The organism is Vibrio sp. 10N.222.55.C7 (assembly GCF_041473335.1).
GTDB lineage: Bacteria > Pseudomonadota > Gammaproteobacteria > Enterobacterales > Vibrionaceae > Vibrio > Vibrio crassostreae_C.
On record NZ_JBFRSC010000044.1, the window covers coordinates 24,672 to 49,072 of the forward strand.

The 24,401-nt window shown below is 45.7% G+C and carries 21 protein-coding genes; 5 read left to right on the plus strand and 16 right to left on the minus strand.

The annotated features are described in order from the left end of the window. Window positions 1-78: 78 nt before the first annotated feature. The 13 genes from AB4482_RS15425 to pilM form a co-directional block, all read right to left on the minus strand. Window positions 79-2,673 (minus strand): ExeM/NucH family extracellular endonuclease, encoded by a 2,595-nt coding sequence (locus AB4482_RS15425; RefSeq protein ID WP_372128628.1) that lies wholly within the window; start codon window positions 2,671-2,673, stop codon window positions 79-81. A gap of 385 nt (window positions 2,674-3,058) precedes the next feature. After that, window positions 3,059-4,075: a tryptophan--tRNA ligase gene (trpS, locus tag AB4482_RS15430; protein WP_016796005.1), complete on the minus strand. Its 1,017-nt coding sequence runs from the start codon at window positions 4,073-4,075 to the stop codon at window positions 3,059-3,061. 151 nt (window positions 4,076-4,226) lie between these two features. Further along, window positions 4,227-4,913 (minus strand): phosphoglycolate phosphatase, encoded by a 687-nt coding sequence (locus tag AB4482_RS15435; RefSeq protein WP_048659158.1) that lies wholly within the window; start codon window positions 4,911-4,913, stop codon window positions 4,227-4,229. Between the two features lie 102 nt (window positions 4,914-5,015). Continuing rightward, window positions 5,016-5,690 (minus strand): ribulose-phosphate 3-epimerase, encoded by a 675-nt coding sequence (gene rpe, locus AB4482_RS15440; RefSeq protein WP_017068835.1) that lies wholly within the window; start codon window positions 5,688-5,690, stop codon window positions 5,016-5,018. A 204-nt stretch (window positions 5,691-5,894) separates the two neighbouring features. After that, entirely contained in the window at window positions 5,895-6,740 is an 846-nt protein-coding gene (locus tag AB4482_RS15445; RefSeq protein WP_048659159.1) for a Dam family site-specific DNA-(adenine-N6)-methyltransferase, read from the minus strand. A 69-nt stretch (window positions 6,741-6,809) separates the two neighbouring features. Further along, window positions 6,810-8,327 (minus strand): SPOR domain-containing protein, encoded by a 1,518-nt coding sequence (locus AB4482_RS15450; RefSeq protein WP_055319910.1) that lies wholly within the window; start codon window positions 8,325-8,327, stop codon window positions 6,810-6,812. Window positions 8,328-8,406: 79 nt separating this feature from the next. Then, a complete protein-coding gene (aroB, locus tag AB4482_RS15455; RefSeq protein WP_017061124.1) occupies window positions 8,407-9,495 on the minus strand; it encodes a 3-dehydroquinate synthase in 1,089 nt (362 codons plus the stop codon). Window positions 9,496-9,520: 25 nt separating this feature from the next. Further along, window positions 9,521-10,039, minus strand: a complete 519-nt coding sequence (gene aroK / locus AB4482_RS15460; protein WP_017061125.1) for a shikimate kinase AroK — start codon at window positions 10,037-10,039, stop codon at window positions 9,521-9,523. A 176-nt stretch (window positions 10,040-10,215) separates the two neighbouring features. Beyond that, window positions 10,216-11,910, minus strand: coding sequence for a type IV pilus secretin PilQ (locus AB4482_RS15465; protein ID WP_102479222.1), 1,695 nt, complete (start codon window positions 11,908-11,910; stop codon window positions 10,216-10,218). A 59-nt stretch (window positions 11,911-11,969) separates the two neighbouring features. Then, window positions 11,970-12,488 (minus strand): pilus assembly protein PilP, encoded by a 519-nt coding sequence (locus tag AB4482_RS15470; protein WP_102479221.1) that lies wholly within the window; start codon window positions 12,486-12,488, stop codon window positions 11,970-11,972. After that, window positions 12,475-13,086, minus strand: a complete 612-nt coding sequence (locus tag AB4482_RS15475; RefSeq protein ID WP_102479220.1) for a type 4a pilus biogenesis protein PilO — start codon at window positions 13,084-13,086, stop codon at window positions 12,475-12,477. The genes AB4482_RS15470 and AB4482_RS15475 overlap by 14 nt, the downstream gene beginning before the upstream one ends. Beyond that, on the minus strand, window positions 13,079-13,678 hold the full coding sequence (locus AB4482_RS15480) for a PilN domain-containing protein (protein WP_102433302.1): 600 nt from the start codon (window positions 13,676-13,678) through the stop codon (window positions 13,079-13,081). The genes AB4482_RS15475 and AB4482_RS15480 overlap by 8 nt, the downstream gene beginning before the upstream one ends. Continuing rightward, a complete protein-coding gene (pilM, locus tag AB4482_RS15485) occupies window positions 13,662-14,687 on the minus strand; it encodes a type IV pilus assembly protein PilM (RefSeq protein WP_102479219.1) in 1,026 nt (341 codons plus the stop codon). The genes AB4482_RS15480 and pilM overlap by 17 nt, the downstream gene beginning before the upstream one ends. A 151-nt stretch (window positions 14,688-14,838) precedes the next feature. Here pilM and AB4482_RS15490 point away from each other — a divergent pair, with 151 nt between their 5' ends. Then, window positions 14,839-17,400 carry a penicillin-binding protein 1A gene (locus AB4482_RS15490; protein WP_170960850.1) on the plus strand — a complete coding sequence of 854 codons (2,562 nt, stop codon included), beginning with the start codon at window positions 14,839-14,841 and terminating at the stop codon, window positions 17,398-17,400. 111 nt (window positions 17,401-17,511) lie between these two features. Here AB4482_RS15490 and oxyR read toward each other — a convergent pair whose 3' ends face one another. Next, entirely contained in the window at window positions 17,512-18,405 is an 894-nt protein-coding gene (gene oxyR / locus AB4482_RS15495; RefSeq protein WP_102433305.1) for a DNA-binding transcriptional regulator OxyR, read from the minus strand. Here oxyR and AB4482_RS15500 point away from each other — a divergent pair. From AB4482_RS15500 to AB4482_RS15510, 3 genes are all read left to right on the plus strand, one after another. Continuing rightward, entirely contained in the window at window positions 18,404-18,583 is a 180-nt protein-coding gene (locus tag AB4482_RS15500) for a hypothetical protein (protein WP_102433306.1), read from the plus strand. The genes oxyR and AB4482_RS15500 overlap by 2 nt on opposite strands. A gap of 44 nt (window positions 18,584-18,627) precedes the next feature. Further along, window positions 18,628-19,356 (plus strand): glutathione peroxidase, encoded by a 729-nt coding sequence (locus tag AB4482_RS15505; RefSeq protein WP_017061133.1) that lies wholly within the window; start codon window positions 18,628-18,630, stop codon window positions 19,354-19,356. A 274-nt stretch (window positions 19,357-19,630) separates the two neighbouring features. Next, entirely contained in the window at window positions 19,631-21,097 is a 1,467-nt protein-coding gene (locus AB4482_RS15510; protein WP_372128627.1) for a dihydrolipoyl dehydrogenase, read from the plus strand. A 323-nt stretch (window positions 21,098-21,420) separates the two neighbouring features. On the opposite strand, the gene AB4482_RS15515 is transcribed toward AB4482_RS15510, so the two are convergent. Continuing rightward, a complete protein-coding gene (locus AB4482_RS15515; RefSeq protein WP_004729674.1) occupies window positions 21,421-21,768 on the minus strand; it encodes a RidA family protein in 348 nt (115 codons plus the stop codon). Between the two features lie 87 nt (window positions 21,769-21,855). Between AB4482_RS15515 and AB4482_RS15520 the strand changes: the two genes are divergently transcribed. Beyond that, a complete protein-coding gene (locus AB4482_RS15520) occupies window positions 21,856-22,104 on the plus strand; it encodes a DUF3624 domain-containing protein (protein WP_050642919.1) in 249 nt (82 codons plus the stop codon). 243 nt (window positions 22,105-22,347) lie between these two features. Here the strand turns inward: AB4482_RS15520 and argH are convergent, their stop codons facing one another. After that, entirely contained in the window at window positions 22,348-24,222 is a 1,875-nt protein-coding gene (gene argH / locus AB4482_RS15525; RefSeq protein WP_017061136.1) for an argininosuccinate lyase, read from the minus strand. Between the last annotated feature and the right edge of the window lie 179 nt (window positions 24,223-24,401).

Consider the following 24,401-nt stretch of genomic DNA (forward strand, 5'->3'; position numbering starts at 1 on the left):
ACCTTAATTGTTTACAGATAGCCTTAAGTTACCTGAATTGGCTTGCTTGTATGGCTTGCCAATCTACTTACGATTTAGCTACTTGCGACGACGCCACATTGCTAGACCAAACAATGACATCAATGCACCCAAGCCGAATGAACCGCCGACTCTGAGCTCAAGAACCGCAGGATCATGATCCGATGAACGGAAGTGATCTTGGTACTTAGGCAGATCGCCTTTATACTCTTCGTTGTAGTCAAACAACGTCGATTCGCCACCGTTAATGTGCCAGTCAGTTGCATCCACAACCATGTCTTTCAGGCTGTCGCTGATCAACAGGTGATCCAGTGCGCCCACTTCGTCATTGTATGAGTAGCTCCAGCTGTCTGGGTGCTTTTGAGCCACAGCATTAATGTAACCGTAGTTCTTAGTAATCACCGCGCCGTTATCACCAAACTGTTCAACACCATCAATGTAAGTGTTACGAGCCGCTTTGATTTGCTTACCGTATTTCTCTTCAGAGTAATCCGTTAGCACCAGCATTGGATCTTCCATGCCGTACGAGTTCATATCACCCAGGATCACTTTGTGACCTTTGATACCATCGAGCGCTTCACCCAGTGCCACCGCCGCAGCTACGCGGAAGTTCTCACATGAGCCTTGCTTGTCGGCATCAACACCACCTTGACCACCCTGTTCAACCGGTGCTGCATCTTCCCAACACTTAGAGCCTTTAGATTTAAAGTGGTTAATCGCTACGGTCAGTTTCTCTTTGGTACCTTTGACCTTGAAGGTTGGCGCTAATGAGTCACGCTGGTAGTTCTTACCGTCCTCAATCACCTTACCTGAATCGTCTAACACCTCTGGTGCTTGTTGGCTTGGCATCGCGATAACGCGGCTGTCTTTTAGCTTAACTACCTTCTTACGGTAAATAACACCCGTTGTGATTACGTCAGTACCAATCGAGTCCATCTCGTCGGTTACGCCATCTTCATTTGAATCAACAGCGACAAACGTATAACGGTCTTTCTTACGCTCAATGCGATCATTCAGCTGGTTAACAAGCTGTTGAATCGCTGAACCTTCACCAAAGCCGTTGTTCTCAATTTCCATCAAACCAATGATGTCAGCGTCTAGACGAAGAATCGCGTTCACAATCTTCTCTTGCTGCATTTCAAACTCAGTGATGGTGTTCGCGCCACGGTTGTTGCCGTGCTGGTTCGCGTCACCGCCAAATGGAGAGTTGAAGTAGTTCAATACATTGAAGGTCGCAATACGCAGGTCACCTTCATCCATGTCTGGTTTGTCAGTACGTGGGTCGTTACGAACGAAGTTTTCAGCCGAGATCTGGTTAGTCGCAATTAAACGGTATTCACCGTAGCTGTAAGTCAACACACCTTCTAGGCCGACAATGGTGTCATCGATACGGATGTAGTCTTCGGTCGAACCATCTTGGTCGATGTCGGTACGGCCAAAATCTGGGTAGAAAGGAACTTGTCCGTCACCCGCTTTTTGATCCGTTTCAACGAAAAGGCGACGATCAGCGTTGTCTTCTGTTTGTTGTTTCGCTTCATCAGAACCGGCAGCAAAAAGCTGGTTCGGCTGCATGTTGATACGCTCATGGGCTAATACCATGTTGTTACGACGACCTGCGTAGTCATAACCGAAGGTACGCGTCACTCGCATATCAAGCGCTTCGGTTGTTTTCAGCAACATGCCTTCGTAGCGTTCAAGCGTTGCAGCGAAGTTCTCATCACTGTCTAGCGCTTCAATCGCCGTCGCTTCAGGGGATTGCTGTTCGCCCTGCTTTAGCCATTGGTTGTTTTCAACTTTAAGCTGAGTGTGGCTGTAGTATTCTTGAACCTTACCTTTCGCACACACCACATCACCCGCAACTAAATCTGAGCTTGACTGGTTAGTGTGAATAAATAGACCTTCAGAGGTACTTGAATTGAAGTCATCCTCAATCGCTTGCAGATAGAAGCCTTTGGTTAGGCCAGTAGTCACTGCGCTAACTACACCTTTTACGAAGTATTCATCGTCGGTGATGTACGGGTAGCCATCGATGAACGGTGATGTTGCACCCTCGCCTTGGATCTCTTGAATGGTGGTAAATACCGGGTCTGAGCCATCTTCTGTACAAGTAAAGGCTTCTGGCAGCTCAACACTGTCTAGTGAACCTAGCCCTTCAATACTGTCTTTTGGTAGCGATACCCATTGTGAAGCATCAAACGTCGCAGAAGGTGTTTGTGTCGCACGAACCAAAGTAACATCTTTGCCCCAGTCCACATCGCCCATCAAACCAACAACATCATGCACCGAACCATCTGCATTCAAGATAGCTAGCGGGTCGTCACCATTATGATTAGCCAATGAAGCATTTAGAATGTCAGCGACCGCCTTAATCTCATCACTAGCACTGGTATGAGCAACAACAAGCACCTCACCGGGCGCTAAAACGTGGCCATCTAAAGGTAAAGTGGCGCCCCATGATCCGTTGCCATTGGCAGACTTCGCCAGTGAGTAACCATCTAAGTTAATGCTGCTATCGCCGTTATTGGCGATCTCAACCGCTTTGTTGTAGCTGCCGCCTTCCACATATTGTGAAATAAACAAATCAGCGTGTGCGCTTGTGGTTAACAAGCTACCAATTGCCACTGCTAGCAATGAAGGTTTGTGTAAAAGAGCCATCCGTTTCACCTGAGTTCATTGATTTATAGTCACTGCCATCTATGGGCAGTCATGTATTTTGTGGTAACTATCAGGTTTATTTATGAAAGGAATAAGTCAGTTGGCAAGAAAATGAGGAACTTATCACTTTGGAATCATCAATTGTTTGGCACGTTATATATTTCCAACATATATAGAAATGAGTATGAATTTATAAAGTTCAGAAGTGCTGAATAAGATCATCTGCACAGCATTAATATGATGGATATGCTAGTCAGATACTGCGTAAATTATCAATTCAAACAAGGGGTTTTCGAGGAAGGTAAATGGAATGGGCATTAAAAAGCCCAAAGTAAACAAAAGCTACTTTGGGCTCAAATTTTCAAGCGAGTCGTGTTAGTTCACCCTATGGGCGAGTAACAAAACCTACTGCTTCGTATGCTTTTTTCAGTGTTACTGCAGCACGCTCAGACGCTTTTTCAGCACCCGCTTTCATTACTGCGTCCATGTAAGCACGATCAGCACGGATACGGTGGTATTCAGCTTGAATCGGCTCAAGCATCTCAACTAATGCTGCGCCTACATCTTTCTTGAATGGACCGTACATCTCAACACCTTGGTATTGCGCTTCGATCTCTTCAAACGTTTTACCTGTCGCTGCTGAGTAAAGACCCATTAGGTTAGAGATACCCGCTTTGTTTTCCCAATCGTGAGCAATACGTGGCGGTGTTTCTGCATCAGTTTGCGCTTTGTTGATCTTCTTGATGATCGACTTAGGCTCTTCTAACAGAGTAATCACGTTCTTACGGTTATCATCCGACTTAGACATCTTCTTAGTCGCATCTTGCAGGCTCATTACACGTGCATTCACTGTTGGAATGTAAGGTTCTGGCACTTGGAAGATTGGCGTTTCAGGACCGTAGATGTTGTTGAAACGAGTTGCGATATCACGCGCTAGCTCTAGGTGTTGTTTCTGGTCACTACCTACTGGCACTTGGTGAGCACCGTAAAGCAGGATGTCTGCAGCCATCAACACTGGGTAGTCGTATAGGCCTACGTTTACGTCGTTTGAGTGACGTGCAGACTTATCTTTAAACTGAGTCATACGGCTCAGTTCACCCATTTGCGTGTAACAGTTAAGAAGCCAACCAAGTTGAGCATGCTCTGGTACGTGTGACTGAACAAATAGCGTGCTCTTCTTTGGATCAACACCGACAGCAAGACAGATTGCGAGTGCGTCTAGAGTCGCTTCATGCAGTGCTTTCGGGTCTTGGCGAACCGTAATTGCGTGAAGGTCTACAACACAGTATTGGCAATCGTAATCATCTTGCATCTGTTGCCATTGACGTAGAGCACCCAAGTAGTTACCGATACTTAGTTCACCAGATGGTTGAACACCACTCAATACGATGGGCTTGCTCATGGTTTTAATTCCTTTGCTTATTCGCTAAGTTTATTGAACGCTTAGCTTCTTAACTTAAATATAGAAAAGCCGCACAGCTCTTTCTGCGCGGCTCATCCAGTGTACTCATTGATAAGTATTTTGCTAGTGGGTTAGCTAACTTTTGTCCGCTTTATGCTGAAACTAGAACGACATCTAGTAATTGAGCAACGTTATCCGCCACATAGTCAGGGTTTGATGCTGAAATTGGCTCACCGTGATTGTAGCCATAAGTCAGACCAAACGAGTGGCAACCCGCATTCTTAGCCGCTTTGATGTCGTTGCTTGAATCACCAACCATCAACATCTCTTCCGCTTTAACGTTGTGCTTTTCTAGCAACCAGTTCAGCGCTACTGGATTCGGTTTTTTCTCTGGGAAAGAGTCGCCGCCTAAAACATCAACAAAGTACTTATCGATACCGTGTTGCGCCAGAACGTCGGGTACAAACTTCGATGGTTTGTTGGTCACAAGCGCCATAGTGAAACCCGCATTATGCAGCTCTGCCAGCGTCTCTTTTACTGATGGGTAAAGGTGGCTCAGCTTGTGGCCGCCCTGCTCGTAGAAATCATCAAACAAGATGCGTGCTTTCTTCAGCAGCTCAGGATCTAGGCTTGGATCAACAGTTAGGTTACGGCTGAGTGAACGCCCGATAAGCACGTCAGCACCATTGCCAACATAGTCGCGAACTTGTTCTTCACTCACTGAAGGGAAACCCAGCTCCTGACAAGCTTGGTCAGCGGCGACAGCTAAATCAGGCACGCTGTCTAACAAGGTTCCATCCAAATCAAAGGCGATCAGTTTTATTGAGCTTAATGACATCTTACTTTCCTATTAATTATATTCGTCTTATGTGTTGAGCGATAAGACGTAAAAAAGGGGCCAATGAGCCCCTTAATATTCAATCTATCTGTAGTTTTACGATTATGCGTTTACTTTTGCAAGCTCTGCACGCATCTCATCAATCACTTCTTTGTAATCCGGTTGGTTGAAGATAGCAGAACCCGCAACGAACATATCTGCACCCGCTTCTGCGATTTCACGGATGTTATCCACCTTCACACCGCCATCAATCTCAAGGCGAATGTCGCGGCCTGACTCATCAATCAGCTTACGAACAGCACGTAGTTTATCTAGCGTGTGAGGAATGAAAGATTGACCGCCGAAGCCAGGGTTCACAGACATTAGTAGAATCATGTCTACTTTGTCCATGATGTAATCTAGGCAAGAAAGCGGTGTTGCAGGGTTAAGAACCACACCCGCTTTACAACCGTGCTCTTTGATGAGCTGTAGAGTGCGATCGATGTGCTCTGAAGCTTCAACGTGGAAGGTAATCATTGATGCGCCCGCTTTTGCAAACTCAGGAACAATACTATCCACAGGCTTAACCATAAGGTGAACATCGATAGGAGCAGTAATACCGTAGTCGCGCAGCGCTTTACAAATAGGCGCGCCAAAAGTCAGGTTAGGTACGTAGTGGTTGTCCATCACATCGAAGTGCACAACATCAGCACCAGCTGCGAGTACTTTTTCTACGTCTTCACCAAGACGAGCAAAATCTGCAGACAAAATCGATGGAGCGATTAGAAAATCTTTCATACCAAACCTCTTAAGAGTGAGTAAATTACGAATGTCACCGTCTTAGTGATATCTCATACACAAATACAAGACTCAAGCCCAAGACTATTTGGTGTGCAATTCTACCTAAGCACCTAAGCAGATCCTAGCAGTTCGAAAGATTAGTTTAAGAAAGTATCCGTTGGTCACTCAATTTAATGAGTTTAGCGGCTGTTCTGACCAGAACTATTCCGCTGATGTGTGTTGCTGGTTTTTCTCTTTATGGAAAAGCGCCAGCAGCTCATCAACTTTATTACGCCCAGCGCCATTACGGCTGATGGTGCGTTTCACCTTGACCACGTTTAACTCAGCACCATGATATAAGCGACGCGTTAGTGTCGTATCGTGGTTTGAAATCAAAACAGGAATACCACGCTCCATTGCTGCTTTTTCAGCAACATCCGCCAATGCAGCTTGGTCATCTAAGCTAAAGCCATTACCTGCGTATGAGGTAAAGTTAGCCGTGTTCGACAACGGTGCGTATGGAGGATCGCAGTAAACCACACAGCCTTTGCGCGCGCGGCTAAAGGTTTCATGGTATCCCTCACAGACGAAGGTGGCCTTTTTCGCTTTCTCGGCAAAAAACTCCAGCTCGGCTTCTGGGAAGTAAGGTTTTTTGTAAGAACCAAATGGGACGTTAAAACCGCCCTTCTTGTTGTAACGACATAGGCCATTAAAGCCAAATCGATTCATATACAAGAAAGCCAACGAACGATACATGACGTTATCTGTACCATTGAACTCAGCGCGAATATCTAAGAAGGCTTCTTTGCGGTTGTTCTCAGGACAGAACCAGCGCTTCGCTTCCGTGATATAAGTTTCAGGATCGGTTTTAAGTAGGTTGTACAGGTTGATAAGATCGGGGTTGATATCTGCAAGCAGGTACTGTTCAAAGTCAGTATTCAGAAATACTGAGCCGGCACCGACAAACGGTTCTACCAATTTACGAGCAGGTGGCAGGTGACGTTGGATGTCTTCAACTAGGCCATATTTACCACCAGCCCATTTTAGAAAGGCACGCTGCTTTTTCATTTACTGCTCTATCTATCAACTCAAAAATAAGGCTGCGGAATGTAACATATTTTGAGGCTAAGCTCAGGGTTATTTCGCACGTTCTATCTCTCGATGCACTTGATTCATCGATTTTGCCCAAGGTTCCAACTGTTGAAGGGGTTTTGATAACGCACTTACCGCGTCTCGCGCCACTTGAATCGTTGGGTAATCTTGATAAGTGATGATAAACCACTTGGTGTCGTTACGAAGTGTTGGGTAAATACGAACCTTGTTCTCAAGGTCATATTCTTCAATGAAGGATTGCACATCCTCCAATGAGGTCATCGCACTCAACTGCAAGGTATACGCGCGCGGCGAGATAGCTTGTAACTCTTCACGAGCAAATGAGAAGGTAATCTTTTTAGTCGGCGGTGTTGAATCAGTTAGATCTGATTCTTCATCAACTGTTGGTTGTGGTTCGGCTTGTGCTGCATCAGGTTGCGCGCTAGCCGCTGCCTCTGTATTTTCCTCAACAGCCGCATCAATCGCGCTGGTATCGGCACTTTCAGGCTTATCATCAAGCAGAGCATCAACCACGTCAGAGGTGATCACAACGCGTTGCTGATCTTGTTCCACTTCCCCAACACTCGCGGTATCTTCAACGACAGTTGGCGGCAAAGATGAGCTATCGTCGTCAGCGCCTTGGTAACTCATGTCAGCTTCGGTTTCAGAATCTACCATTCCGTCGATACCAGCTTGCTCGGTACCACTTTCCACTTCAAAAGTTGGGATAGCTGTCTGTTCAATCGGTGCGATAAGCGACTGCGCTTTATCGTCTGGTGTTGGCTGACTGAACATCCACCAATAGCCGCCACCAATTAAAACCAACAACAAGGCCACCACAATCGCGATATTGATCGGTGAGCCAATAATTGAGCGAATAATAATCCTTTTTTCCACTTTCAATTCTCCTAAAGCCATTAACTCACCGGGCAGAGGTTGCGCTTTACTAAACGCACGTCGCACGCGAGTTTCAGACTCATCATCAACATATCGAATCACCAGTGATTCAAAGAAATGTTCAGCTTCTGGTTGCGAAAGGTCATCGATCTCGAGATCGATAGGCTTGTGTTGTTGACCGTAACTCAAACGCGTTAATAACGTATCTAAGTGGCCAGGTTCCGAGAAGAGAACGATATTGATCGTCCATTGAGGGTTTGATTGAGCTTCTAGTACCAACATCCATAATTCGGATACCAATAGCTCAGAAAGTCGTTGGGCATCATCAACGACGATAACCACATTACACGGCTCTCCATCCAGTAACCTAGTCAGGCTATCTGATAAAGAATCATGTTGATTAAACAGGGGATCAGAAACAATTTGGCTAAGAATAAGCGCGCGGCGTTGTTGATCGTCTTGGCTTGGATGACAAAGCAGTAAACACTGATTTTTTTCAGTCGACCACGCTTCCAGATAACGCTGAGCTAACCAAGAACGGCCCGAGCCAGTTTTACCAGCAACCGTGACTAGGTTTGAACCAAAGTTAGTCAAAAGCTGTAAGCGCTCTAGCAGCTCAACTTGAGATTCTAACTCTAATACTCTTAATTCATGAGCCAAACTCATTGGGGATCCCTACTGATAAGATCGATCAGTAAAACGCTTCAGTTGCCTAGAGTTTAGCTAGGCAACCTCACAACCAAATTTAAAGAGTACGGCAGAAATCGATCGCTTGTTTAATGATGTCTTGAGGCACATCAGCAACCACTTCAGCAGTACCAATACTTGTTGGTAATACCAAACGCAACTGACCAGACAGCACTTTTTTATCGCGCATCATGTGCTTCATAAAGTCTTCAAAAGACATGCTTTCTGGCGTATGGATTGGTAATTTCGCATTCTTGAGTATAGAAATAATTCGCTCAAGTTGCTGCTGAGAGATCAGCCCCTGTAATTGAGCAGTTTTCGCTGCCATTACAGTGCCTGACGACACAGCTTCACCATGTAGCCAATTACCATAGCCTAGTTCTGCTTCAATCGCATGACCAAATGTATGACCTAGGTTCAATAACGCTCTGATTCCTGACTCTTTTTCATCTAAAGCCACCACTTCAGCCTTAATTGCACAACAACGAGCAATCGCGGTGATCAGTGCCTCTTCATCAAGTTGATAAAGTTTCTCTAGATTCTGCTCCAACCAATCAAAGAAGGCTTCATCGTAAATGATGCCGTATTTGATCACCTCAGCAATGCCAGCTGCAAACTCACGCTCTGGAAGCGTTGATAAACAGTTAGTATCGATGATCACAGATTTCGGTTGGTAAAAAGCGCCGATCATATTCTTACCAAGAGGATGGTTTACTGCGGTTTTACCACCAACAGAAGAGTCCACTTGAGAAAGAAGGGTCGTCGGGATTTGAATGAAATCTATACCGCGCTGGTAACAAGAGGCAGCAAAACCGACCAAGTCACCGATTACACCACCACCTAAAGCAATCACCACCACATCGCGGCTGTAATTTCCTTCAAGCATGTAGCTCATCACTGAATTGAACGTTTCAAGGGTTTTGTACTGTTCACCGTCTGGCAGCTCGAGAAGAGATGTCTGACAGCCTACTTGATCCAATAGCGATAAAATTTTATCTGCATAAAGAGGCGCTACTGTCACATTACTGATAACAACAACTTTCTGTTTGCCTGATAAAAAAGAAAGGTACGCCGGGTCTTCAAATAACCCGGCGCCAATAGAGATAGGGTAGCTACGCTCAGCTAGATTGACCGTAATCCGTTCCATGGGTTTGCTCTCCGAAAAAATGAACTTAACGTTCTTCTAGCATTTTTACGATCTGGTTGGCTACCACTTTTGCACTTTGGTCGTCAGTACGAACTGTGTAGTCCGCCACTTCTTCGTATAGTGCGTTGCGAGATACAGCTAGATCTTCTAGCACATCACGCGGGTTGTCTGTTTGAAGTAGAGGGCGTTTCTTGTCGCGGTTAGTGCGAGCAAGTTGCTTTTCAATTGTTGTCTCTAGGTATACAACAATGCCTCGTGCAGATAGACGGTTACGGTTTTCTTTGCTCAACACTGAACCACCACCTGTCGCAAGAACAATACCTTGTTCTTCTGTCAGATCATTGATTACAGATTCTTCGCGCTTACGGAAACCTTCTTCGCCCTCAACATCAAAAACCCATGCGATGTCTGCGCCAGTGCGCTCTTCAATCACAGTGTCAGAGTCTAGAAACTCCATATGAAGTTGGGAAGCTAGGTGTCTACCAATTGTACTTTTGCCGGCGCCCATTGGGCCAACAAGAAAAATATTGCGTTTCTCAGCCATGTTTTTAGCAGTAATTTACAACGTTAATTCAATGACATCGCCACAAGGTAGGTCAGTACAAGTACTGAAATTAAAAGGCCCGTGGCACCGATTCCTCACAGATAATTCGTGATAAGACCCGAAATTATCAAGGTTAGGTGCCACTAATGCAACTTTATTTTTAATCTAATTGTTCATTACTGAATCACAACTTTGGGTGTGACAAAAATAAGTAGTTCACTTTTACCCACATTTTCATAGCTGCGACGGAACAATGCACCCAAAACTGGCAGGTCTCCCAACAGAGGAACTTTATCCACCGTGCTGCTTACGCTGTGTTGAAATATCCCGCCAAGAACGACAGTTTCACCATTATTAACAAGCACTTGCGTACCTATTCTTTGCGTGTCAATTGCTACCGCTTCCCCTGTTCCGGTCTTGACCACTTGCCCAGGTCTATCTTGAGTCACGCTCAAATCCAATACCAAACGATTGTCGGGTGTGATCTGCGGCGTCACCTTGAGGCTCAATACCGCTTTCTTAAATGCGACCGACGTTGCACCACTTGAAGAAGACTCTAAGTAAGGGATTTCAGTACCTTGCTCAATATAAGCGGGCTTTTTATTGGTGGTGATTAAGCGTGGGCTAGAAATAATCTCAGCTTTCGACTCTTGTTGAAGTGCCGACAGTTCAAGGTCGAGCAAAGTATCCGACCCAAGCTTGGCGACTTGAAAAGCAATGCTCGATGCATTCGGCGATGTCGCCCCCAAGTTAACGTTGAGGTAGTCATCAATCGCACTGTTGCCACCATCATCGTCATACGGTGTGATTTGTGATGGATGATTACCTTCTATTGAACCACCAACGGTGAAGCTTCCGTTGGTCGAGGAAACACCCCAGCGCACGCCAAGCTCATCAAGATTACCCTCAGTGACGGTCACGATACGCGCCTCTATCTGCACCTGTTTCACAGGAATATCTAAGGATTCAATGATGCCTCGTATCACGGCAATGTTCTCCTCCAACTCACGAATCAATAAAGAGTTAGTGCGCTCATCAATGGTAATCGAACCGCGATCAGACAACATGCTGACCGCACCTTCACCGCCAATCATGTCGGCAATATCGGTGGCCTTAGCAAAGTTAATCTTGATGATTTCCGACTTAAGCTCCCCAAGCTCCTCTTCTAAACGCGATTTTTCTAACGCTTGTTGCTCTCGAAGATCGAGCTCCGCTTTAGGTGCCACCAAGATAACATTACCATCAACTCGCTTATCCAAGCCTTTAACTTGCAAGATAATGTCGAGAACTTGCTGCCAAGGTACGCCATCTAAACGTAAAGTGAGGTTTCCGGCGACCGAATCAGATACGACTAAGTTAAAATCGTTATAGTCGGCAATCAGCTGCAGGACATTTCGTACTGGGATGTCTTGGAAGTTAATCGATATCAGCTTGCCCTCTTTCTCTAGAACGCTTTTTTCTTTGGTCACTTGATCGATAACTGGTTTGCTGATCACCACCTCAATAAAACGTCCCTTTAGATTGTATTCATACTGATAGTCATTGCTAATCGTCGCTAGAAGCCGAGTGCTTGGTGTCTCTTTATAGACTTCAATACCTTCAACCAAGGTAGCGAAGTCTTTTACATCTAGTAGGTAAAGCTTGTCATCATCAACCTGAGTATTGATCAACTCGATACTTAACCCTTCCTGAGCACGTTGAACATCCACCACAGCGGTGCTGGTCGCCAGCTCAATGATAATGACGGCGTCTTTATCCTTATTAACCCTAAAATCAATATTCTCTAATTTATTTGGTAAGCTCTCTGCGTAACTGAATACGCTAAAAACCAACATCACAGACACCATCAAGCCTTTCAGCCCTTTGTTCATTGACTCACTTATTCCTTTAATCATATTTACATCTCATATCCACATCATGTGACATTGGTTTACTTCAGAGCCAGCCTAACGTTGCGCTTATGCCAACAACCTAAGCCATCTGGAAGAGTTTCATTAATCTGAACGTACTGGCTGGTCACCTTAGTAACTCGGCCATTGTTTAGGCCAATAAACTGGCCTCTTTTCACATTGACGACATTTCCCTTGGGGGTTTGTACAAGCCCAAACACACTCGTTCCACTGCCCATCACACCTTTCAAGCGCAATTTACTCAGTGGGTATTTCTCTAACTTGCCACTGCGAGCACGAGCGCTAGGTTGCCAGCAATCTTTCTTCACCAAAGGCTGGTTTTGCACGATCGCTTCTTTGGGTAGTTCAAAGGGAGGGCGAAAAGCACGTCGTTGATAGGTAGCGGCTGAGAACTCAGTCGCAGGAACAAGCTGCTCAACTTCTTTTCTCGCTTTGAGCTCAACCTGCACCACGAAGTCTTCTAGTGAATCTTGATTGGCTTTGCAGCCCGACAACATCAGCAGTAACAACGTTGAATAGAGCGCGCTATTGGGCCTCATCGTTGACCTCCGATTTAAACTGGTAGGTATAAGCTCGAACCCTAAAGTGAAGTGTGCTGCTTTCTTGGCTCACTCTCTGCCAACTCACATCATCAAAGCTGATGATTCGCGGGAGCTTAGCGATAGCTGCAGAGAAATCACCAATCTCGTGGTAATCACCTGTCAGTTCGATGTTAAGAGGTAAGCGGTATAGGAAAGCTTTGTTCTGTTTTTCGCCCCAGTCGATTCGGGTAAAGGTTAGTGAGTTGTCTAAGCCAAGCTCATTGACTGATGCCAACATGCTCGCCAACTCCTTTTGCACAGGCAGCTGTTCTAACAGGTAATCATAGCGACTGGTTAGTTCATCCAGCTGACTCTGCAATTTAGGCAAGGCTGCAACCTTATTGGCCTTAATTCGCAAGGTCGTCTTTAAGGTTTGTTCTTGTTGCTTCATCTGTTGCAGTTCATCGTCGAGTGGCAACACATAAAGCCAAGTGCCTACACCTTGGATTAACACTATCAACACCAGAATCACGAGAAGCTGAGGCAGCAATGGCCACTCGGTGATCTCATCAACATCGAGATCTTGCAAGCTCATTCTATTTTGAAGGTTAGCCATGATGCGTCTCCTTCTCTTTTCTGCTCGCGGTTGTGTTTTCTAAAGAGACAGGGCTAAACACAAAAGAGACCTTGAAGGTCTGAAATTCTTTATTGAAGCGTTTCCGGTTATGAACGATAGAGTGCATCTCGACCCCTTCCAGGGAATCTGAGCGCTCTAAGTTGTCCAACATAGTCGCAAGACGAGCGGTACTGTCACTGATGCCCGACATCTCAATCTCCTGACCATTCATCTTTATCTTGTCGACATACACGCCCTCAGGAATCAGCTCTGGCATCAGGTTCATGAAGTCGGTGGTTTTATTGCGGCCAAGCTGCAAAGACTCCACCACATCAAGTCGAGTGAGAATGGCTTTGTGCTCTTGTTCGGCGACTTTTAATGACTGAATTTGTCGGTCGAGCTCAGCGATGTATTGATTAAGATAATTGAGGCGCGCTTGCTGCCTGGCTTGTTGGTCATAAAAGTAGTTACCGACCGCCCATTGCCCACCAAGCGCAATGATGACGCCAAGAATAACCAAATGAACAAAACGCTTCTTATGCTGAGCACGAATCTCATCACGCCACGGCAGCAGGTTAATTTGATGCAACATGCTTTTCTCCCTGCCACTTGAGTCCGCTCATCGCCATACCCGCGGCAATACCAAAGTGTTGCCAGTCCATTGGCAGTCGACGTCTCTTGGCGACCTTGTTCTCAAACAGAGACAAAGGATTCAATGACTCACAGCTCAGCTGAAAATGGCGCTCTAACTCTTCGGTTACCATAGGAATACTCGCACCCTCACCCATCAGCCAGATCCCAGAGATAGGTTGCTGCGCATTTCCAGATGAATAGAGCTGTAATTGGCGCTTGAGCTTCTCAATCAAATGAACAATGAATTGATGGGTATCTTCAGCCGTGCCGAACACACCTTCTATATCACTTGGGTTATCCGAGCTGCGAAGATCTTGAGTACCAAAAGCGATGTCTTTATAGAAAGGCGCTGAATTCTGCGGGATAACTCCTAACGACGTTTGGTCGATTCCAACATCCACCAGCAACCAGTTATTCTTATCGGGATACAAGCGCGAAGCCAATTGCCAGATGTTTAGCAGCCCATGGGCCTGTGTATCTACCACCACAGGTTTAAAACCAGCCTTAGTTAATGCATCCGCTCGGCTATCGACGACTTCCTTACGAGTGGCGTACACCTGATAACTGCTTGTCGAACCTTTACCAAATCGTTTGTCTTCCAGCTTTACAAAATCTAAACTCAGCTCCTCGATAGGAAAGGGAGATTGATGGGCGAAGGTTTGATAGATAGAAAACTCTTTTTCTCTGTCTTCTAACTCACTCTCTATTTGTAGTACTTTGCTGATCACAGTGTTATCAGGTACCGAAATGGCGACGTTGCGACAACCAAAAGGCAGTCCTTTCCTAAGTTCTTTAAGTTTCTTAACAGTTTTCTGATACTCCAAAGTATGGTTAGCTGTAAAAATGTCGTCCGAAATCGGCAGCTCTTTGTATCCCACTAGGGCATACAACTCCCCCACGGGTTTTAGTACCACGGCTTTGATGCTGTGATGATTTATATCTATACCTGTAATTAATGATGAACCCATGTGACCTAGCTCCTGAAGTGCCAAGCATTTCGTTGATTATCTAGGGGTTGTGATTATTAGTTAAATAAGCGTTAATAAACGAAAGCTAAGTTTTTAGCCTAGAGTACAAGGGTTTGCTGCTTATCAGCCTTAACTAATCAGGGATTATCCGGTGAAGTTCATAAAGCGATTATTCATATTTACATTGATTTGCATGATTCTTGGAGTCAGTACAATTTTCGGGTTTTATTATTACGTAAAACCAGAGTTGCCTGATGTTGCCACTTTGCGCGACGTAGAACTCCAAACGCCGATGCAAGTCTTCAGTCAAGACGGTAAGTTGATCTCTCAATTTGGCGAAAAGCGTCGTAATCCGGTGACTTATGACGAGATTCCTCGCCACTTAGTTGAGGCTCTGATTGCCACCGAAGATAGCCGTTTCTATGAGCACCCTGGTATTGACCCAATCGGTATCACACGTGCAGCACTCGTGGTTGCAATGTCGGGTTCAGCAAAACAAGGGGCGAGTACCATTACTCAGCAGCTTGCGCGTAACTTCTTCTTATCTAATGAGAAAAAGATTATGCGTAAGATCAAAGAGATCTTCATTGCGATCCACATTGAGCAACTGCTTAGTAAAGAAGAGATCATGGAGCTTTACGTAAACAAGATCTTCCTTGGTCACCGTTCGTATGGTTTTGGCGCTGCAGCACGTGTTTACTTCGGTAAGGATCTTCCTGATCTAACACTGAGTGAAATTGCGACACTTGCGGGTATGCCCAAAGCACCTTCGACAATGAATCCTATTTACTCTGTTGAGCGCGCGACTAACCGTCGTAACGTCGTATTGCGTCGTATGTTAGACGAGCAATACATCACTCAAGCAGAGTTCGATGACGCTCGTAGCGAAGAACTTATCTCGAAATACCACGGTGCAGAGATCGAACTGAGCGCGCCGTATGTTGCAGAAGTTGCACGTGCTTGGATGGTGGAACGCTACGGTGAAGAAGCTTATACATCAGGCATGAAGGTCTACACGACTGTTGATTCGAAACTGCAAAAAGCAGCGAACCAAGCCGCAATTAAGAACCTACTTGGCTACGATGAGCGTCATGGCTACCGTGGCGCTGAAAAAGTATTGTGGCAGACTGCGCAATCAGCGTGGGATCAAGAACAAATCGTTAAACACCTTAAGTCTCAACCAACCTATGGTGACCTAGTCCCTGCTGTTGTTACCGCAGTTAATTCGAAAAGTGCGCAAATTTGGGTTAAGAACCAAGGTAAAGGCACTATCGAATGGCAAGGTATGAACTGGGCACGCAAATTCCTAACGGATAACCGCCAAGGACCAGCGCCTTCTCAAGCAAAAGAGATTCTAGCTGTTGGTGAACAAATCTGGGTTCGCCATGAAGCCGTTACAGGCGATGAAGTCTCTGAAGAGCCGACAGAAGAGTCAGCGACTGCAGAATCAGAAACACCAGTTGTATGGCGACTTAGCCAAGTACCTAATGCGAACACCGCATTTGTTGCAATGAATCCGAACAACGGCGCTGTGTTGTCGATGGTGGGTGGCTTTAACTTCGTACACAACAAGTTCAACCGTGCAACGCAATCTATTCGTCAGGTGGGTTCTGGTATCAAACCATTTATCTACTCAGCAGCGATTGAGAAAGGCTTAACGCTAGCCTCACTGATCAATGATGCCCCGATTAACCAATGGGATAAGAGCCAAGGCACAGCATGGCGACCAAAGAACTCGCCACCGACTTATGTGGGTCCAACTCGTCTACGTATTGGCTTAGCTCAGTCTAAAAACGTAATGGCGGTACGTGTACTACGCGAAGTAGGCCTGGATGATACTCGTAACTACCTTACTCGATTTGGTTTTGATATTGACGAAGTACCGCGCTCTGAAACTATTGCGCTAGGTGCTGGTAGCTTAACGCCAATGAAAGTAGCGCAAGGTTACTCGGTATTCGCTAACGGTGGTTACTACGTTGAACCTTTCTACATCAGCCGCGTTGAGACTCCATTTGGCGAGACTGAGTTTGAAGCGACACCAAAAGTCGTCTGTAAAGAAGATTGCAAACAGACCATCACAGCCGATCCAATGGCGGATGAGTTTGCAGAGCAAGACGTGGATGCGAAAGTTCAATACGCACCTCAAGTTATCTCTGAGCAGAACGCATTCCTAGTTCGTGAAATGATGTACAGCAACATCTGGGGCGGCGGTGATTGGAGTGCGGGTACAGGTTGGAACGGTACAGGTTGGCGTGCACAACCACTGAAACGTCGTGATATTGGCGGCAAAACCGGTACGACTAACGACTCGAAAGATACTTGGTACAGCGGCTACGGCCCTGGCATGGTTGCAACGGTATGGGTTGGTTTTGATAACCACAACCGCAACCTAGGCAGAACCAAAGCGAACTCAAACCTTGGTAAGAACCAAATTACGGGTGCAGAAGCTGGCGCGAAAACAGCAGAACCTGCATGGGTTGATTTCATGGGTACTGCGTTAGCGGGTGTTCCTGCTGAACGTAAAGAGATTCCGGAGAACATCGTTCGTGTTCGTATCGACCGTGAAACTGGCTTATTGACTAATAGGTTCGATAGCTCATCAATGTTCGAGTACTTCGAAAAAGGCACTGAGCCAACCGAGTACATCACAGAACGTTTCAATGACGACATCTACTCAACCTCATCAGGTGAAGCAGTAGAAGAACTGTTCTAGCTAGGGTTTGTTGAACCTAGTAAGTTGAACCAACAAAAAGGGTTGATATGAATTCATATCAACCCTTTTTTTATATCTATACCTTACCAGCTTGGGCTCTGAGATCGAGTGTTAAGCTGTTTTCTCCAGTTGAGTTCGGATAGTCTCAGCCAATTGCTCGAAACGTCCCTTCAATGGAGAACCCGGACGGTAAGCCACGACAATTCTACGTGAAGGCGTTGGATTCACCGCAGGTACGTAACACACACCGTCTTTCTGCTTCTCTTTCGGCACAGATAGCTGAGGAAGCAAGGTAATACCCGCCCCCGCCGCAACCATGTTACGCAGCGTTTCTAAGCTAGTCGCCTTAAAGCGCTCATCATCTTTGGCGCCCGCCGCAAAACAGAAGCCCAAGGCTTGGTCTCTTAAACAGTGACCGTCACCTAGCGCCAGTACGGTCTGTCCATTTAGCTGCAGCATATCGATAGTGTCTTGCTGAGCCCACTCGTGGTCACATGGAACGGCAACACTTAAGGGCTCGTCATACACATCAATCTCTTTGAACACCGCGGTTTCATCAACTGCAGCCAGTACCAAGCAATCAAGCTTGCCATCTTCAAGTTGACTCACTAGCTGATGGGTCTGAGCTTCATGCAAGTAAAGCTCAAGATCTGGGAAGCTCTCTTTAAGATGAGGAACAATCTTAGGCAAGATGTAAGGACCCACGGTTGGAATAAAACCAATGTGCATTGGCCCCGTCATCGCTTCACCGTGGCCACTCGCCATATCTTTAAAAGTTTTCACTTCATTGAGAATACGCTTGGCTTGTTCAACAAGTTGTAACCCTGATTCTGTAAATATCACCTTCCTTGGACTACGCTCGGTTAACTGAAGTCCGATTTCATCTTCTAGTTTGCGTATTTGACCGCTTAGTGTTGGCTGACTGACAAAGCACGCTTCTGCCGCTTTTCGGAAGTGTTTATGCTCTGCGAGCGCTACCAAGTATTCAAAGTCACGAATGTTCATGATCAGTCTCTTACCTCAGGTTTTAATAAGAACAAGGGTTCTAACAAAAACATTTAAAAGAAAAATGCCATTGATAGAATTTACCTATCAAAACCATAACATCAAACGATTAGAGCTATCAAAGGATTTATCTAATAATGGGCTCAACGAAACGAAACAGAGCGAAGAAAAACGTTAAGCTCTGATAGAACAAAATTAAAAATACTATTTAAGGAAATCAATATGTTTGCATCTAAAGAAGGTCAATCAATCCCTCAAGTAACATTCCCAACTCGCCAAGGTGATGCATGGGTTAACGTAACTACTGAAGAGCTATTCAAAGACAAGACAGTTATCGTATTCAGCCTACCAGGTGCGTTTACGCCAACATGTTCGTCAAGCCACCTACCTCGTTACAACGAGCTACACTCTGTATTCAAAGAAAACGGTGTTGATGACATTCTGTGTGTTTCAGTAAACGACACATTCGTAATGAACGCTTGGAAAGCAGACCAAGAAGCGGAAAACATCACATTCATCCCAGATGGTAACGGTGATTTCACAGACGGCATGGGTATGCTAGTTGAGAAAAACGACATCGGCTTCGGCAAACGTTCATGGCGTTACAGCATGCTGGTTAAAAACGGCGTGGTAGAAAAAATGTTCATCGAAGAAGACGTACCAGGCGACCCGTTCAAGGTTTCTGATGCAGATACTATGCTTAACTACCTTGCTCCTGAGCACAAAGAGCAAGAGTCAATCACAGTATTCACTAAGCCAGGCTGTCCTTTCTGTATGAAAGCAAAACAGAACCTAATCGACAAAGGTCTGAACTACGAAGAAGTGGTTCTAGGTAAAGATGCAACAACAGTAAGCCTACGTGCAATCTCTGGTCGCACTACCGTTCCTCAAGTATTCATCGGTGGCAAACACATCGGTGGTAGTGAAGAACTAGAAACTTTCCTAGGCTAATCGCTTCATCGCCGATATAGGCTTAGAAGTATCAGCTAACCCACCCTCTTGTGGGTTAGCTATTCCAAACACTCTTATCTGAGTTTTGGGAAAAAGAATATAGCTGGTGACTCGCCTGTCTTTTACTAACCTATAGTTAGCAATAAAAGCAGAGTCACAAGCTAAACCTAATAAAACAGAATCACAAAACTGACCCGCAATCCTGACTCTCAAAAAATCATCAGAGTTGGAGGGGTTCGTTCAAACCAAATTTAGCCATTGCGAGAAAATTATTATGAAACAAGTCAATGTAGATGTAGCAGTTATCGGGGGCGGTACGGCAGGTTTAGGTTCTTACCGCGCTGCAAAAGCACACACTGACAGTGTCGTGATGATTGAAGGTGGCCCTTACGGTACAACCTGTGCTCGTGTTGGTTGTATGCCATCTAAACTGCTTATTGCAGCTGCGGAAAGCGTACACCAAATCGAGAAAGCTCCGGCTTTTGGCGTTCACCCACAAGGTGATATCGTGATTAACGGCCGTGAAGTGATGGACCGAGTGAAGTTTGAGCGTGACCGTTTTGTTGGTTTTGTTTTAGAAGGCGTTGATGAAATCCCAGAGCAAGACAAGATCTCTGGCTACGCAAAGTTCTTAGATGACAACACACTACAAATTGATGACCACACGGTTGTCACCGCTAAGCGTATTGTTATCGCGACCGGTTCTCGCCCTGCATACCCTGCCGTTTGGAATGAGCTTGGCGATCGCCTGATCATTAACGACGACGTGTTCAGCTGGGATGATTTACCAGAATCGGTTGCGGTATTTGGCCCTGGTGTTATTGGTCTTGAGCTTGGTCAGTCACTGCACCGCTTAGGTGTGAAGACCAAACTGTTCGGTTTGGGTGGTCAAGTTGGCCCAGTAACTGATCCAGAGATCATGGCTTATGCAGATAAAGCTTTCAATGAAGAGTTCTATCTCGATGCCGACGTGAAAATCGAAAGCATGAAGCGCATTACCACTGAATCGGGTGAGCCACGTGTCGAAATCCAGTTCATCAATAAACAAGGTGAATTAGAAACTAACGTCGTTGAATACGTACTAGCAGCAACAGGTCGTCGCCCTAACACTGACAAGCTTGGCTTAGAGAATACCTCTCTAGAGCTTGATGAACGTGGTGTGCCAATCGCAGACCACTACACGCTACAAACATCACTACCATCAATATTTATCGCTGGTGATGCGAGTAACCAACTGCCTCTACTGCATGAAGCAGCAGGCCAAGCTCGTATTGCGGGTGACAATGCAGGTCGCTTCCCAGAGATTCGTGCAGGCCTACGCCGCTCTAAAATCTCGGCAGTATTCTCTGACCCGCAAATCGCGATGGTTGGTGAAACCTACAAAGAGATCACCACACGCTTGGGCACATGTGGCTGTTTCGCAACGGGTGAAGTGTCTTTCGAAAACCAAGGTCGTTCTCGAGTGATGCTGCGCAACAAAGGTATTCTGCACGTATACGGCGAGCAAGGTACAGGCCGCTTCCTTGGTGCTGAGATGATGGGACCAAACGCAGAACACTTGGCTCACTTGTTAGCATGGGCACACCAGAACAAGATGACGGTTTCTGAGATGCTAGACATGCCGTTCTACCACCCAGTAATCGAAGAGGGTGTACGAACTGCCCTACGTGACCTGAATGCGAAACTGCACCTAGGCCCAGAGATGGTGAAACACTGCCTAGATTGTGGCCCGGGCTGTTAATCTCAGACTAGCGCCAGTCAATTAGCAGTTAACAAACGTTAGATACTAAAAAGGAAAGCCATTGGCTTTCCTTTTTGTTTTTGGCAACGAGTAAACTATAGATTCCCGATTACGCTCCTTCGTCGCTCTCGGGAATGACAGCAATTTTCATACACGTCTAGGCGAAGCTAACCAGAATAACGGTGCTTTTCAAAACGCGTCTAAACTGAAGCAAATCAAAGTGACGCATCAGCTAAACCAAAACTAAACTCGTCATTCCAGAACCGAGGGACGAGGTATCTGGAATCTCTTGAAGCCATTGCGTCACTAAAAGCTTTAAGCAATTACTTCTCAGCAGCAATCACAGAGATCTCAACAAGTAGCGCTTCGCGAGCCATGTCGCCAGTCACACATGCGCGAGCTGGAGCGTGACCTTCTGGTACCCATGCATCCCACACTGCATTCATTTCTTGGAAGTCTTTCATGTCTTTCAAGTAAATCGTTGCTGACAGCATGTGCTCTTTGTCGCTGCCTGCTTGCTCAAGTAGCGCTTCTACTTTATCTAACATGGTTTGAGTTTGTTCAGTGATGTCTTTAGTTGCATCAGCACAAACTTGGCCACATAGGTAGATAGTACCGTTGTGTTTAACAATACGGCTCATACGTTGCTTGGTTTCTTGGCGCTCAATCATCGACTTTCTCTCTCTGTGTCACCGTGATCCAATATCTTGTGACGTGTTATTATCAGGGCAACAAGCATAACGCGAATCAAACCCAAGATGACATGCATTCATTGCAATAAAAGTGAAAAAATCCGTAACAAACTCGGTCGCTGCCAGCGTTGCATGAATCAGCTGATGGTGTTGTCGATTTTGAGTTGGGGAGTATGGTGGCTGTTTTTCAGAGAAGACCCAAAAACCATCAATGCCATCGCGTTGATGATGGCCGCTTTCGCGTTCAGTGGCTTGCTGTCGTTGCATTGGATAATGAAGTTTGTGGTGCTGCCTTTAAGGAACAAAAAGCGTTAACAGAGAGACGTTGCTCGATAAGCGATAAAGGCTAGGTGCCCAATTAAATGACCCGACCTAGCAAGCCATCATCATTTCCCGAACAGCAGATAGAAAAAAGCCCCAGAACCAATCGATTCTAGGGCTTTCTTAGAAAATTCTAAGAAAAAGCAGTGGTACTTTAATAGACCGGGCTTTTCTTAGTTTGTTCCCAAAAAAGATCAGATTTTTGATCTTTTTTTTAGGAGCTATAAAATCAATGCCTTATGCAACATTAACCTTAGCAATTATCTGCTCTACCAAGTTCACTTCCAATGCCACTTCATCACACGCATGTTGACGAGGACACTGGTCACAATCTTTCAGTACCTTCTCAGGCAGCAGAGATTTCGATGTTGGTAAGAAATCATGCTTCATAAAGAACTCTGGAGTACGAGTCAGCACAAACACCTTCTTGATGGCCATTTGTCGCGCTTTCTCAACCAAGTGCTGCACAATTGCGGTACCCTGCCCTTGACCTTGCCAGCCAGCTTCGACACCCAGTGAACGGATTTCCGCTAGGCCAGAGTCATACACATAGAGTGATGCACAACCTGTCACCTCACCATGATGCTCTGCGACCGCAAACGAGCCAATATCACGCACCAGTTCATTACGAGAACGAGGTAGGTTTTCACCCATGTTCGCCCAGTAAGCGACCATACCTTCCAACGCTTCAATATCGGTCAGACGAGCAGGACGAACCTTGACGATGGACGTATCACGCTGTGATAAACGTTTCTCAGCTTGGTCAACCGCGTAAGCCACTTGCTGTGGAGATACACCGCCTAGCGCGCTACGTTTTTCAAGACACGATTCAATGGTCAGGATGTCATACACATCTTCCTCAATCACCTCAGAGAACTCTTTCATCTCTGCGATGGTTAATTCTTCTAATGCACAGCCTTTAGCAATCGCCGCCACTACCGTCACACCAACAATATGGTGAGCTTCACGGAAAGGAATCCCTTTCGCTACTAGGTAATCAGCCAATTCAGTTGAGTTCGCGTAGCCTTGTTTCGCGGCTTCAAGTGTACGTTCGCCGTTCACTTTAATGCCGTCAAAACAGAGTGCTGCCATTTCCATACAATCATTCCAAGTATCTAAAGCGTCGAACAGACCTTCTTTATCTTCTTGCATGTCTTTGTTGTACGCCAAAGGCAGAGCTTTTACTGTCATCATCATTGCCGCTAATGAACCGTAAACACGGCCAGTTTTGCCACGGATAAGCTCTAGCGCATCTGGGTTTTTCTTTTGTGGCATCAGAGATGAACCTGACGTCACGGTATCCGCTAACTCGATGAAGTTTGATTCACCTGAGTTGTAGAAAATCATATCTTCTGCAAGACGCGAAAGGTGAAGCATAGAGATAGAAGCAATCGACATTAGCTCCATCACATGGTCGCGGTCAGAAACTGAATCTAGAGAGTTGCGCGTTGCACGACGGAAACCTAAGTTGTGAGCTAACTCTTCACGGTCCATCGGGTAAGCTGTTCCAGCAAGGGCACCAGAACCCAGCGGACATGTGTCTAGACGCTTAATCGCATCATTCAAACGTGAATAATCACGCTCAAGCATTTCAACGTAAGCCAAGCACCAGTGAGCAAAAGTTACCGGCTGAGCACGTTGTAAGTGAGTGTAGCCAGGAAGCACGGTTTCTTGATGCTGAGAAGCAACGTTCACCATTTGGCTTTGTAGGCGATCCAATGCCAGTAGCAGTTGGTTACCTTGCTGACGACACCATAGTTTCAGGTCTGTCGCCACTTGGTCGTTACGAGAACGGCCAGTGTGAAGTTTTTTGCCCAAGTCACCGACTTTGCCGATAAGTTGCTGCTCAACCCAGCTGTGAATATCTTCTGCATCAGAACGTAGAATCTGTTCAGGATCTTCCATCACCTCAAGTTTTAGCTCATTTAGCGCTAACTCAAGCTTCTGTTGCTCTTCTTCTGTTAATACGTTGACCGACAGTAGAGCTTTAGACCAGGCAATTGAGCCCACAATGTCTTGCTCAGCCAATCGGTAATCAAAACGAAGAGAATCGTTAAAATCTTTGAACCGGGTGTCTGCTGCTTGGGTAAATCTACCGCCCCATAATGCCATTGTGTATCTCCTAATTGCACAGTGCTCACTGTTTTTGCAAATGATAATTCTGATTAAGATTCAGTATTTTTCTGATGGTTTAAACTTACGGCAATTCAAAATGAAAATAAAGTATTAATTCATTATTTTCACATATTTATTCACCAACAGTTCAATCCATTGATTATTTTTAGCGTGGA